The organism is Spirosoma arboris (assembly GCF_009754945.1).
In the GTDB taxonomy this organism is placed as follows: Bacteria; Bacteroidota; Bacteroidia; order Cytophagales; family Spirosomataceae; genus Spirosoma; species Spirosoma arboris.
The window spans coordinates 177207-190313 of sequence record NZ_WPIN01000016.1; the positions used below are offsets into that span (position 1 = coordinate 177207).

Sequence of the window (13107 nt, forward strand, 5' to 3'; positions counted from 1 at the left end):
ATCTTAGGCCGCCATGTATTACTAATGGTGTGGCCTATTTCTGGTCAATAGATTTGACCTCAATTAGTAAGAAGTAGTTAGCTATTTTTAAGATCATTATGTATAGTCATATCTCACTAATTTGGGTCATTTTTACATAGTATAATCATAGTGGCTTACCGACTTTGAATTACGGAACTAGACAGAATACAAGGCAACCCATCTACCTTATACAACAAAGTAGGGGTTGTTGGCAACTCTTAAAGCAGCATTCGGGTCTATAGCCTAAAACCTGCCTTATGCGAATCTGGGTCAATTTATTCCTGCTCGCTTTACTCAGCTGTACCAAGCCTGAGTCAGTCGATCAACCATGCGTGAAAGGCAGGTATCTGACGGCCTATTGCGAAGGCGTGGTCATCCAGATACTTGATGGTACGCCTATTGGCAAAGAGTGGAAACGTACTGACTCCCAGATTTGTCAGAGTCGTGTAGTTGCCAGTCTCGACACGCTGATTTTTAAGAACTTACCCAGTACTGTACTCACTCAGGATGATTCTACTTTTTACTTTCAGTACCGGGTAGGAGGCTACCCTCAACGGGCATATATCCTGTGTAATCCCCCTCCTTTTATCACCATAACAAGCCTGGCAAAAGCTAGTTGTAGATAAACGAATTGTTTATTCTCCTACCATCCTGATGATTATTTCCTTTTCACTTCCCCTGGGGCATTACCCAATGGTACATCAACCCAATTTAACCGAATGAACAATTGTGTTTGATTATGTCATTATTCCTTTTCGTACTTTACTTCCCAAAGTACGAAAAACCACTTCAGTTATATTTCGTCGGTTATAGGCTTTTGGTAAACATATTGCCAGTGGCTGTTGAAAAACCAAATGCCTACAAATCCTAACAAGTAACAGAAAAAGAAGCTTCTGATTAGGATCGACTGTTTTTGGTTTTTATGATACGTCCTTTGTCGATATAACCGGAGTAAGTTCTAAGAGGAGTGCTGTAGTAAATCCTTTGCACAGGCGGTTCTACTCTTTCATTAGACTGACTGTCTATAGGCTGATCCTTCGCGAAGTCAGCAGAACGTAAATAGATAAACTTGATCCAGTAACGCCGTAACCAATTGAAGATTTGCTTCATGCTGCTGACTCGATATGAGTAATAAATACAAATTCAAACGACTTAAAATCTGTAATGCTTATTGGCTTTTACCGATACCTATTGTATAACTAAATTTATGTTAATGGAAATTAAACAGAATGTAATTTCATTTTATACGGACCTCATTCTTTAAAAATTACAATCCACTTTCATGAATTGACAACCAATCTTTATACTTGGTTTTATAGATATTCCGAGTAGGTTCATCTTTTAGAATTATGTCTATTCCTCCGTCGTAGGGAGCAATGATGAGTTCATTAGCGATAGAGATAAAAAAGGCTCTTAATTCATCATAGGCTATCTCTTTTAAAAGTTTATCCCAAGTGGACGATTGCCAATGTATCGTACTGAAAACAAGTCTATAAAACTCACCTGGCTTAAATTCATTCAGATTTCTTTCGGTATTTAGTGTCTCTAGAGGTACAGGCTTTAATTCTGTGAACGGCAAATGATGGATTGAATCAACTGGTGAAAACTCCCATACATGCCCATTATTTGAGTCGAAGGCATATTCTCCTGCCACAAGCAAAACATCGGAATTATTTCCCAACAGATCGCTAATGAGTGAGTTTTGGCGGTCTAACAAAATACTCCAGTCTGACTCATCCTCAGGGTATCTTTTCGATTCTGGTAAGCTATGGATTCTGAACCAACGTTCTGGGTAAGCATCTCTCAAAAGGTAAGCGATCGGTGGCGTTAAGGGGTACTTAGAGGTCCAAATTCCCTCAAATTGACTGGGTGTCATTTAGCAGTTTTCTTGTTGTATAAGTGGCATTACGTAAAACTATGCTTGAAAACATTCTAGTTCATAGTCATATTGATCTAAGTTGAATTTGACTTTTGCTAGACCAGTTAAACGTTTTGCTTGAAAATGGCGAATAGTATAAGGGTGATATAATAACGGATCTTTTGGAGGGGGATTAAAAAGCTTTCTTAGATAGGTGAGTGGAATATGATCAACGTTGAATTCTCCTTCTAACTCCCCAGTACTCTTATTATACCAACTTATTAGCCTCTGTATTTTCATAGTTTTATAATTGGCGTTATAAACTAATAGCAATTAACAGCTGAAGAATAATCTAATCTCCTTTATAGAGTACAGTAAAATTTTCAGCAAAAGGCGGTTGAATTATATCTATATCCCAAGTTGGATTCACTGAAGGAAAGTTGGCTTTTACACCTCTTACCAAGATTTCCCAACCTTCTGTTTCTTCTAAAGCGACTACAGATCGATTTTGGCCATAGTCGACCTGTATGCAAATCGAATCATAGGTTAGCTTATCCACTTTGAAGGCTACTAGACTCTTTACTTCACTCCATTCGATTCGTGTCTCTTGCTTTTTAACTGATATAGTCAATCCACCATTGTCCACTTGACAAATCTTATTTGGATAGGCTATTGACCCATTTTTCATGTTGTATAATTGGCTATATGTTAGGCTGATGGATTAGGTTCATACCATCTTTTTTGATCAATAACATCGATCAAATGATTAAAATCAAATTCCTTGAAAGGACGGTCAACTTTTACGAAGGGCCACATAACAGCCTCCTGTTCGGTTTCGTGGTAGTGCCGCGGGCTGTAGCTAGTCATCTCAATCCCATACTTAACCGCAATACGGTGCATTAATTCTATACAGTCATCACCGCCGATTCCTAGGTCATCAAAGAAAATGGGGTTTTCGGGGATTTGCCCTCCTATCTCATATTCGATCATTTCCTTTAGCTCTTGGCGTTCATGAACGGTCATAAATCAACCTGTTTTTGTTGTAAAATCTACGGTATGTTTATAAGCCGAAATATAGCTGAATATAACGATTGCCAATGAGCTGACAGGATTCAGTAAAACTACCCTGCCTTGTGGCAAGAAAAGAACGGTTTACGTTTTAATATCGCTATTATCCAATTTCGTACTTTTCTTTTTAAAGTACGAGAACCGGCACCCATTTTACTCTACTTTCCTGCCTTAAGTTTCATAGTTGTGCATTTTTAGCCAGCTCTATTTTCGTAGTTCCTAGAATAGTACGAAAATGGAATTATTTTATTTATATGGCTGCCTGATGGGTGAATGATTCCACCCAATTACCCAGGAGCGGAAACAATTTCTTAAAGCCTGGCGAAGGCTGGAAGCGAGTCGGTTGGAAAAATGTACCCTTCTTGCCGATCCTCGAGAGGGATAAGTTGACTAGTTGAACTTGATTGATGAAATAGGAGTAGCATTTTATGCCGCATCGATCAAGGATGTCAGGCGGCTAAATTAGATGTAATCGGGTTCGACATGCTTAACCAACAAAGGCTGGCTCTGTGAAGGACTGGCCTTTGTTGGCGTTCATCCCTTGTTTACCAGTTGCTAAAAAGGTGAATTGAAGTACCATTAATAAATTAATTTGCAACCTGATAGTGAATCAATTAGGTCAATTTATCTTCTCACCTTAAGTAGCCCGTTTATGACTAAGCTATCCATTTTCAGTATTCTTCTTCTAATGCTTCCTAACCTGTTATTAGCCCAAGGCAATTATGTGGCTAATAGTGGGACTACCTCCAACACCGCCACCTACGGCACCTTTAATACGTTTGTTGGCCCAGGAGCGGGCAATAGTGGCCATGTGACAGGTAATCGGAATACAGTCACGGGTTACAATGCAGGTATTTCGTTGACATCAGGTTCCTTAAATAGTTTTTTTGGGGTGGACGCCGGGGAAAATACGACATCGGGCAGTTATAATACGTTCGTTGGTCGGTCAGCTGGACTGACAAACTCTACAGGATATGAAAATGTCTTTACGGGCGCTTACGCGGGGTATACTAATACCTCTGGGTTTGAAAATGTATTTACCGGTAGTTACGCGGGGTACGGTAATACGACAGGGGCTCTGAATATGTTTGCGGGCTATTATGCAGGCTATTCGAATACATCAGGTTCCAATAACGTATTTATGGGCGCCAATGCCGGTTATGCCAACGCCACCGGGGGCTCGAATGTATTTATGGGCGCCTATGCTGGGGTGGCCAACAGCATAGGCAATTCGAATGTTTTTATCGGCAATGCCGCCGGGGAATATAGCAGAACAGGCAATAATAATGTGTTTCTTGGTCAATCTTCGGGGTTTGACAACAAGGCTAGTAACAATACATTCCTTGGCTTTGCGACGGGTTTTCAAAATGGAGCAGGCGGCAATAATACATTTGTAGGCTATCAAGCAGGCTATAGTAACACCTCCGCCAGCAATAATACCTTTGTAGGCTATCAGGCAGGCTTTAATAACACGACCGGCTCCAACAACATCATTATCGGCCCTAATTCGGGCACAGCCATTACCACTAGTGATGATAACATACTGATGGGCTATAATAGCCAAGCTGACGATGGCTTACAAAATGCCATCGCCATCGGTGCTAACAGCCGGGTAGCCGCCAGTAATGCCCTGATCTTAGGGAATCAGGTCAATGTGGGCATTGGCACCTCAGCACCTACTAACCGTTTAGAAGTGGTCAGTCCATCACCCAATACAAGTGGCTTAACGTTAACGAACCTGACTACAGCCAGCCCAACCAACCGAACCACCGATCAATTCCTAACTGTCAACGAAAAAGGCGATGTAATCAAAGCGAGGTATCAACTCCGCATCAACAACGCCAGTGAATGGAGTGATAAGGTATTTGCACCGGACTACAATTTGCAATCCTTAGCTGAGGTAAAGAAGTACATCGATGCCAATCAACATTTGCCTGGTTTACCCTCCGCTGAGCAGGTAGTACATGATGGTGTTGACCTTGTAAAAATGAATGCGACACTGTTGGAGAAAGTGGAGGAGCTAACTTTATATAGCATTGAGCAGGATAAGAAAGCCCAGAAACAGGAAGAACGAATCGATCAGTTAGAACAACTCCTCAAGCAACTACTGGGAAAGAAGTAGTCTTGTCAATATACCCCTAGGAGGATCGAACGCCTTGACTAATAAGCAGGGCGTTTTTTTATTAACCACTTGCTCAAAACCAGATTAAAATGCCATTAAAACATTGATATAGTGTCTGATATTGAGTCAATTAGAAGAAACTTCTTCTCATCCTAATCAACTGCTTTATGGCTAAGCTCTTCATTCTTGGTATTCCTTTCCTGTTGCTGCCCAGCCTGCTGCTGGCTCAGGGCAACTATGTGGTGAACTCTTCCAACAATTCCAACTCATCTGTCTATGGCACCTTTAACACACTGGTAGGGCCAGGAGCGGGGGCTAGTGGCCATATAACAGGCAACCGCAACACGGTGACAGGTTACAATGCAGGTATTTCGTTGACATCAGGTTCATTCAATAGCTTTTTTGGGGTGGATGCCGGGGAAAGTACCACATCCGGTGGTTCCAATACGTTTCTGGGTCGGGCAGCTGGTCTTAGCAATTCCACTGGGAATAATAATGTCTTTACGGGCGCTTTCGCGGGAGAGAGTAACACCAGTGGGATTTACAATGTGTTTACTGGCTCGAATGCAGGATATTTCAATACCACTGGCTCCGATAATGTATTTACGGGCTATACGGCAGGGTATAATAACACCACAGGTGGGGATAATGTATTTGTGGGGCATCAGGCGGGAAAAACCAACACCACTGGGTTTAATAACGTGTTTGCTGGCGCTTATGCCGGGTATTACACGACAACCAGTAGTAACGTGTTTACGGGCGCTTATGCCGGGTATTATAACACCACAGGATCGTATAATATGTTTAGTGGCACTGGAGCAGGCCGTGGCAACACTACAGGATCGCATAATGTGTACACGGGTACTGAGGCAGGGTATAATTCGAACGGCTCTAACAATGTGTTTACTGGCGATGGGGCAGGGTATGGTAATACCTCAGGCGGCAATAATGTGTTCACAGGTTATCATTCGGGGTATTCCAATACCACAGGCTTTAGTAATGTATTTACCGGAAATAATGCGGGAGGTACCAATACCACGGGCGCATATAACACGTTCGTGGGGGATGGCGCTGGCACGCTGAGTCAGATGGGCAGCAGCAATACGTTCATTGGGTCCAGGTCAGGCGTCTCATCCTCGAATCCAAATCTTCAGAACGCGACGACCCTTGGCTACGGCGCTCAGGTATCAGCTAGTAATAGCCTAATCTTAGGATCAGGGGCCAATGTAGGCATTGGCAACACGGCTCCTTCGGCCAAACTGCATCTGACCAGTGGTGTCGCCAATAGTTCGGGCTTACGGCTGGAGAATCTGACCAGTAGCACGCCCGCAACGGCGTTGAATCAGACTAAGTTTCTCACCGTCGATGGCAGTGGCAATGTGATTCTGGGTAGTACCAATGGATCGGCTCGCTTGGCGGCAGAGTCCTGGTCGGTTTCAGGGGATCAGCTTCAGAACACCAATCCGGGCAGTGTAGTGATTGGTCAGGGTCTGAAAGCTCCAGCTGGTTATAAATTGGTGGTGGAGCAGGGTATTCTAACTGAGAAAGTAAAAGTGGCTGTGAAGAACTCCAGCGAGTGGAGTGACTATGTATTTAAACCAGGGTATAGTCTCAAACCACTTTCAGAAGTAGAACAGTACATCACTAAGCACGAACATCTACCGGGCATTCTCTCGGCTAAGGAGATGGTCAAGCAGGGCAATGATCTTCAACAGACCGATGCTAAATTATTGGAAAAGATTGAAGAGTTGACCCTGTATAGTATTCAGTTAGAGAAAGCGAATCGGCAGCAGACGGAAGAATTACAGTTCGTAAAACAACAAAGTCAACAGGATCAGCAGAAGCTACAGGCATTGGAGCAAAAGCAGATCGAACTAGAGCAGTTGTTGAAACAGATTGTAAGCCGGAAGTAATTCGGCAAATGAGTAAAGAACTGTGCCATCTCTCGGCTGGCTCTTTATTTTAATGTCTCGAAATACCTCTCTTGCTCCTGCTTCAATCGGGTATAGTAAGCTGCCCCATCGGAAAGGGGCTTTAGTAGGGCATTTGATTCGTCATCTGGATGCGGATCTTCTTGAATTAAGTGGTGTGCTTTCAATAGGTCAATGATGACACTATCCAGGTAATTTATATAATCGGCGACCTCCTGCTTTTTTTGAGTGAGCGCCAAATCTAAGCTTTCCATGTGAGTAAGGGTTACGTGAGTCTTTTCCCAGCCAGCTTTTTTTGTTATCTCTTTAGCCCTACGTAATATCCCAGCGCTATGCAGATTACTATCAAAGTCACGATTATGGCGATTAGATAGGGCTTATTCAGGATACCCTTCGGTTCATTCTTTTCTGGTTCCGTTGATTTGTTCGATTATCGCCAGCCTAGGAAGGGCTGGCTTTTTTTGTGTCCAGCCATGAAGGTGCGAGGAATTAGGGACATGAGCAAATAATCTAGCTGTACCTCCCACTAAAAATTTAGACCGTCTGTGTAGGTAGTGTAGAAAATGCAGGCTGAAAAAACAATCTTTTTCAGCCTGTTCCCTTTGCTTTCTTTCACAACGGATGCGATAAAAGTTTATAAAAGTAATGGCTTAATAGGCACCTATTCCGGCTGTGTTGCCGTCGGTCCGCAGGTAACGCGGGTGGATCTCACCTTGGGGATCAAGCATATTGCCGAAGAATACAATGGCACCCATATCAATAGACTAGCCGGTCTGGATGGCCGACTGTATACCGAAATGCTGATCTTCTTTACTACGTATTTACAAACGGCGTCGAAAGAGCCAGCCTCCGTTCGGTAGATATGTCAGATATTTTCATGGGCCAATTTTTTATTGACAAGTAAGGTCAGTCAGTTTGCTGCAAAGGCAATTGTTGGACTGAGCTAGGTATAGTCTCAAAGCGATATTTAGCTATTTTTGAGTTGTGTAAGGAACAGGCTTACCCAACTATGAACCCTTCTAACCGATCCTTCACGGGCTTGTCGCTGCTCAACTCGAATGGAATCGGTGTTTTTTTGTGTCTGCTCATTTCATACGTGGCATCAGCTGATCCATTTCTGCAGAAACTAGAAAAAGCAACGCCCGCCAATCGGGTGATACTGATTCTCAATTACTTCGACACCTGTTCGGCTGTTACCCAAAATCAGGCTGCTGCCTTTCGGCTTCTTAATACGATTGATGGTATTGGTGAAAAGGTGGGCGATGAGCAACTGTGCCGGTATAGCCAGTTTATAAAAGATACATACGCCAAAAATAGCGATCTCAATAACGGCCAGAAAGCAGCATTGTTTTTAGCGGTGGGCCAGAAAGCCGAACAGAACAGCGATCCACAAATTGCCGCTGTGTGTCAGCACTTTGCCGGAGAATATTACTTCATCAATGAAGAGTATGGCAAAGCGTTCGAATACCTATTGGCGGCTGATAATCGATTTCGAATAATTGGCTTTGAGCACATCCCCGAAATAAGCCGGTATCTCTACGAACTGGCGTTCAACTATTATTATTTCAAAGAGTACGAGAAAGCGATCCGTTTGTTGAAGGAGTCTGCCCGCTACCCGGCTTTCAGTGATAATCTGGCTATACAGACCCACAACACAATGGGTATGGCGTACGCCCAGATTGATCCGACGAACAACTCTGATAATCTGCGTAGGGCAGAAATGTGTTACAAAAAAACACGACAAGTTGCTGCTTCTGTCGGCGATTTAGTGTGGATTGGGATTGCCAACACGAATCTGGGTAACGTATATACACAGCAAAATCGATTGACCGCTGCCCTAATTGCATTTCGGATCGATTATGAATTGGGGAAGAAGTTTGGCAAGGACAGATCTCAGCCTTACGCAACGGCAGTAAAATTGGCCAGAGTCTATTTGATGCGTCAGCAACTCGATAGCTGTGCTTATTTTCTTCGTGAATCAAAACGACTTTCCCTGCTTAAGATCCTCAAAACTGAGTTTGGGAGCGATATGGACAATGAGTTTTATCGACAAAATTATTATGACGTTGCCCGGCAATACTATCAGGTTATTCATAACCTGCCACTGGCATACGCCTATTCGGATAGCTTACTAAAAATCAGCGAACGAATCAATAAACGCTACGATGTCAAGCAATTAGACTTAGCCAATGACAAGTTATTGATCGAGAAACACAAGTCGGAGGTAGATAAACTCAATGCCCAGAAAAAAACGCAACAGTTGCTCTTCTGGATTTCCGGGGTTGTACTAGCGTTAGTCGCGCTGTTTTTCTTTGCTCTATACCGATTTGTTCGCACGAAACGGCAACAGGATCAGGTGATCAATGACGAAAAAGAAAAATCGATGCGACTGGCCAAACAGATCGTTGACGACGAGTTACAACGCGCCAAAGCCGACTTAACCCTTTTTATGGATAATCTACAGGCAAAAGATGCCCTGATCGATACGTTGAACACTGATCTGGAACGACTGTCGCAAAATCGGAAAGAAAGTGATGAACAGGATATGTTTGTTGAAGCGCAGCAAAGCTTACTCAATTCCAGCCTACTGACTAATGATGATTGGGAAGAATTCCAACGACGGTTCGAGCGAGTACACCCGAGTTTTTTTGTGAAGTTAAAAACCCATATTACCGACATCAGCCCCGCCGAAGAGCGACTGTTAGCGCTCTCGAAACTCAATATCAATACCCGACAAATGAGCCGTATGTTAGGTATTTCTCCTGACTCGATCCACAAAGCGACGTATCGCTTACGTAAAAAATTAGGCACCGATGGGCATTCCATCCTATCAAAACTCTTAAAATAGCCCCAAATCAGCATTACAATAATCTAAAAATCAGCACATTATACCTTGTCCAGATTTTTGTCCATGTCCTAAAAATTGAGTTTTTGGCAGACTGGTTAATTTCCCACTCCTAAATTAACCAAACCAGCTCATGATGAATACCCTACTCACCGAAGTGCTTCAGAGCCGTATGGATACTTTGGCCAATGGGGTTAAGCCGATAAAGGTTTTCTCCTACGCCTATCATCCCTACTTTGTGTTAACGGATCTAGGGCGTCTGGTATCGCTTGGGATTGCGTTCTGGTATCTACGTGATTCCTCGTCGCTTCCCTTTTTTACATTTCTGGGTGTTTTTGGAGCCGTATTTGTCGTGTACAAAGTGGTGCGCGATAGGGTGAAAGTATGGTTTGGCACAGCCTCGCGCTCGTTTCTTCAGGATACCATTCTGATCATTCTGCCGACCTACTACGCCATAATCCGGTGGGTCGTTCGGGCCGATCTGGCAGAAGCATTCGATCTGGTTGCGCTGATTGTTCCATTTTACCTGTTTTTTTCCCGCCTGGGCTGTTTCGTTAGTGGCTGCTGTTACGGATTACCTTCACCCTTTGGGGTCTGGTACTCAGCCGATCACTTTCGGGATGTACACGGATGTCGGCAATTTAAAGCAGCTCACCCGCCCCGCGATCGGGTCTTGCCTACTCAGTTGATCGAAGCGCTCTTCAGTTTTCTCATTGGGCTTTTTATCCTCTATTTACACATACAGCAGAAACTAGTTCCCGGTACATCTCTATGTGTATACTTTCTGTTTTATTGTCCCCTTCGATTCGGACTTGATTTTTTCCGGGTGAGTAGCGCCCGGCCACGTTACGGGCGATTTTCAGAAGCGCAGCTATTCTGTATGGCAATCTTTATCCTAGCTTTATTCATCGTATGGTAATCCAGCAACCTTCTGGGCAGAAAAAATTAACCAATAGTACGGTATCGGAACTGCGCTTTGTAAAACTCACGTCCCCATATGAGGCCATTACGACAGGCACTGACAAAGCATTTGGGGCCGCAATAGCCGATTGGTGTCAGGCATTGGAAGTGGCTCGTATACCACAGGTTATGCAAACGTTTTATCAGGTGTATCGGCAGGATGAACCCATCGCTTTTGTCGTGACGCACACGCTTCATAAACTGAATCTGGCGCGGTATTTCCCGGCATCGCTGAAATCCTTTTTTCTGCGACTTCAGCAGATGGGCTTGTCGGTCTTTTACCTGACAATTCTGTTCGCAGAAATTCCACTAGCCAACCGTCCGGGCATTGTTTTCACGGTGGACCTAACGCCTGAAGAGCAAGACGTTGTTGAATCATTTGTTGTGAATTGGCTGATGGCCAACTGTTCGTACGATCTGTTATGTGTAAAAAAAGCGCATGGCCGGGAGATTGATGGGTTAGCAACGGTTCCGTTTCTGGCGAATATGGCTATGGATTTGCCTTTCGATGACTTCAATCACTACGTTCAGCAACGAAGTACAAACGCCCGCTACACCATTCGGCGAAACAAACGGACCTTTGAAGAGGCTGGTTGTTATTTCCAGTGGCGAGATACCGTAGCGCCGTTTGAGGCAGAAATTATGGCATTGTACGATTCAACCTGTGCCTACCATGCACAAAGGGACGAAATGGAAGTGCCCATTCCCATTGGTAAATCGTATTTTGACGCGCTGGATCAGGTACAAACGCTCCGAAAAAAAGTGCTGACAATCTGGCAAAAAGAAACCATGATCGGTTTTGGGGTCATGATTGAAAGTAATGGTGCCTGGTTCTTTAAGATCTGCGGGTTGGATTATGAACGAGCACCAGCCGTACGAGCTTATTTCAATCTCTACTACGAACTCATAGCCGAAGCTCTTCGACACGGTGTTCATTATGTCGATTTTGGGGCTAATACCTACGAAACCAAACGCCGGATCGGAGCGTCTCCCCGGGATACCTATTATTCACTGCATTTCAAAAAATGGCTCTTTAAGCCCCTCTTGTATGTACTGAAAATGACAGTTAATAACCATAAAAAAGAAACCCTGGCGCCATGAAAACCAATCGCGCCAGCGATACGGCCCATGCCGGAGCGTTCATTCGGGCACTTGAATCGACCGTTCCAGCACAGAAACGCATCGCGGATGATCAATATGCCATTCAATTTGTGAAACCGTACCTGCAAACGATCCTGAGGATGTGCAGACGCATGCCAACACTTCAACGCGGGTTGACGTGGGTGCTGGACCGTTATTTTCCGACAGTTGTAGCTGATTTTATTTGTCGGACGGCGTGGATCGACGCACACATTGAGCAGGCTGTGGCAAGGGGAATTGATACGCTGGTTATCATTGGAGCGGGCTACGATACACGCCCGCTCCGGCTGACTTGCCTAACGAACTGTACAGTATATGAGGTCGATCATCCCGATACGCAAGTTCGTAAGCAGGCTTTATTAGGCTCTTCTTTGCGACCTAGTCATCAATTCATCCCGGTAGATCTGGCCGATCAGAAAGAACTGGCTGATTGCCTGCCCCAGTTTGATAAACCAGTGTTTTTTCTGCTGGAGGGTTTGTTGGGCTATTTGACTTTAACTGATGTCGAAAAGTTATTTGCTCAGTTAGCGAAAATGGCTCCTATGGGTAGCGAAATCCTGTTTAGCTACATCCAGCAGTCCTTCATTCAACAATCGACGCAGACAGGTTATCCCAAACGAATGCGTAAGTATTTAGATGATCGGGGAGAGAGCTTTCGGTCGGGGCTGGCGTCGGAGACTCTACCAACCTTTTTAGCTTCCTGCCACTTTCAATTGCTGGCCAACATCAATCCACTGGATTACGCTACTGAGTACCTAAAACCCCGACAACGACAGTTTACATTGTTTCCAATTTTTGGACTTGCCAAGGCCGTCCGCGTAGAGAACTAACCGCCGTATGCGATCTGAAAGGCGGTTACTTTTTGGTAGCCAGATATTTATCAATAAGTGTCAACGTATGATTAAAGAGGTTGTTCAGGATTTTGTTTCACGGCTTTTTTAGACATAAGTCGATTCGTAGTCCAGTAGATAACTGCTTCAACATGAGACTCCTTAGCCTCATAGGATAGTTTTTCCGAATCGGTGCGACTCGTTTGCCTTAAATCACTTCTCTTCCCCTACTTTTTTTTGACTTGTTTCAACCAGAAGTCAAAGAAAAGTAGGATCAAATATTTAAACAGATCTAAAATTAGAGTCTGCCAAAAATTAAGCAGCGCTACAAG

General features: G+C 43.9%; 13 protein-coding genes. 8 read left to right on the top strand and 5 right to left on the bottom strand.

Going from position 1 to position 13107, the window contains the following annotated elements; all coding sequences use genetic code 11:
- The first annotated feature begins 278 nt into the window (after nt 1–278).
- Entirely contained in the window at nt 279–647 is a 369-nt protein-coding gene (locus GO755_RS31460; protein WP_157589403.1) for a hypothetical protein, read from the top strand.
- 641 nt (nt 648–1288) lie between these two features.
- On the opposite strand, the gene GO755_RS31465 is transcribed toward GO755_RS31460, so the two are convergent.
- Genes GO755_RS31465 through GO755_RS31475 form a run of 4 tightly spaced genes read right to left on the bottom strand, consistent with a single transcriptional unit; the run spans nt 1289 to nt 2902 of the window.
- Entirely contained in the window at nt 1289–1897 is a 609-nt protein-coding gene (locus tag GO755_RS31465; RefSeq protein ID WP_157589404.1) for a DUF3885 domain-containing protein, read from the bottom strand.
- A 39-nt stretch (nt 1898–1936) separates the two neighbouring features.
- Nucleotides 1937–2179, bottom strand: coding sequence for a DUF7683 domain-containing protein (locus tag GO755_RS42340; protein ID WP_449448585.1), 243 nt, complete (start codon nt 2177–2179; stop codon nt 1937–1939).
- A 52-nt stretch (nt 2180–2231) separates the two neighbouring features.
- Nucleotides 2232–2567, bottom strand: coding sequence for a hypothetical protein (locus GO755_RS31470; protein ID WP_157589405.1), 336 nt, complete (start codon nt 2565–2567; stop codon nt 2232–2234).
- Nucleotides 2568–2587: 20 nt separating this feature from the next.
- Nucleotides 2588–2902, bottom strand: coding sequence for a hypothetical protein (locus tag GO755_RS31475; RefSeq protein WP_157589406.1), 315 nt, complete (start codon nt 2900–2902; stop codon nt 2588–2590).
- Between the two features lie 697 nt (nt 2903–3599).
- Between GO755_RS31475 and GO755_RS31480 the strand changes: the two genes are divergently transcribed.
- The gene (locus GO755_RS31480; protein WP_157589407.1) at nt 3600–5069 is read left to right on the top strand and encodes a hypothetical protein; all 1470 of its coding nucleotides are present in this window, start codon (nt 3600–3602) and stop codon (nt 5067–5069) included.
- A 167-nt stretch (nt 5070–5236) separates the two neighbouring features.
- Nucleotides 5237–6982 (top strand): beta strand repeat-containing protein, encoded by a 1746-nt coding sequence (locus GO755_RS31485; protein WP_157589408.1) that lies wholly within the window; start codon nt 5237–5239, stop codon nt 6980–6982.
- Between the two features lie 44 nt (nt 6983–7026).
- Here the strand turns inward: GO755_RS31485 and GO755_RS31490 are convergent, their stop codons facing one another.
- Nucleotides 7027–7254: a hypothetical protein gene (locus tag GO755_RS31490; protein WP_157589409.1), complete on the bottom strand. Its 228-nt coding sequence runs from the start codon at nt 7252–7254 to the stop codon at nt 7027–7029.
- 348 nt (nt 7255–7602) lie between these two features.
- Here GO755_RS31490 and GO755_RS31495 point away from each other — a divergent pair, with 348 nt between their 5' ends.
- The 5 genes from GO755_RS31495 to GO755_RS31515 all read left to right on the top strand — a co-directional run bounded on the left by GO755_RS31495 (nt 7603) and on the right by GO755_RS31515 (nt 12775).
- Nucleotides 7603–7860, top strand: a complete 258-nt coding sequence (locus tag GO755_RS31495; protein ID WP_157589410.1) for a hypothetical protein — start codon at nt 7603–7605, stop codon at nt 7858–7860.
- 149 nt (nt 7861–8009) lie between these two features.
- Nucleotides 8010–9848, top strand: a complete 1839-nt coding sequence (locus tag GO755_RS31500) for a helix-turn-helix transcriptional regulator (RefSeq protein ID WP_157589411.1) — start codon at nt 8010–8012, stop codon at nt 9846–9848.
- 130 nt (nt 9849–9978) lie between these two features.
- Nucleotides 9979–10764: a prolipoprotein diacylglyceryl transferase family protein gene (locus GO755_RS31505; protein WP_157589412.1), complete on the top strand. Its 786-nt coding sequence runs from the start codon at nt 9979–9981 to the stop codon at nt 10762–10764.
- On the top strand, nt 10758–11906 hold the full coding sequence (locus tag GO755_RS31510) for a GNAT family N-acetyltransferase (RefSeq protein WP_157589413.1): 1149 nt from the start codon (nt 10758–10760) through the stop codon (nt 11904–11906). Before GO755_RS31505 ends, GO755_RS31510 begins: the two co-directional genes overlap by 7 nt.
- On the top strand, nt 11903–12775 hold the full coding sequence (locus GO755_RS31515) for a class I SAM-dependent methyltransferase (protein ID WP_157589414.1): 873 nt from the start codon (nt 11903–11905) through the stop codon (nt 12773–12775). Before GO755_RS31510 ends, GO755_RS31515 begins: the two co-directional genes overlap by 4 nt.
- The last annotated feature ends 332 nt before the right edge of the window (nt 12776–13107 follow it).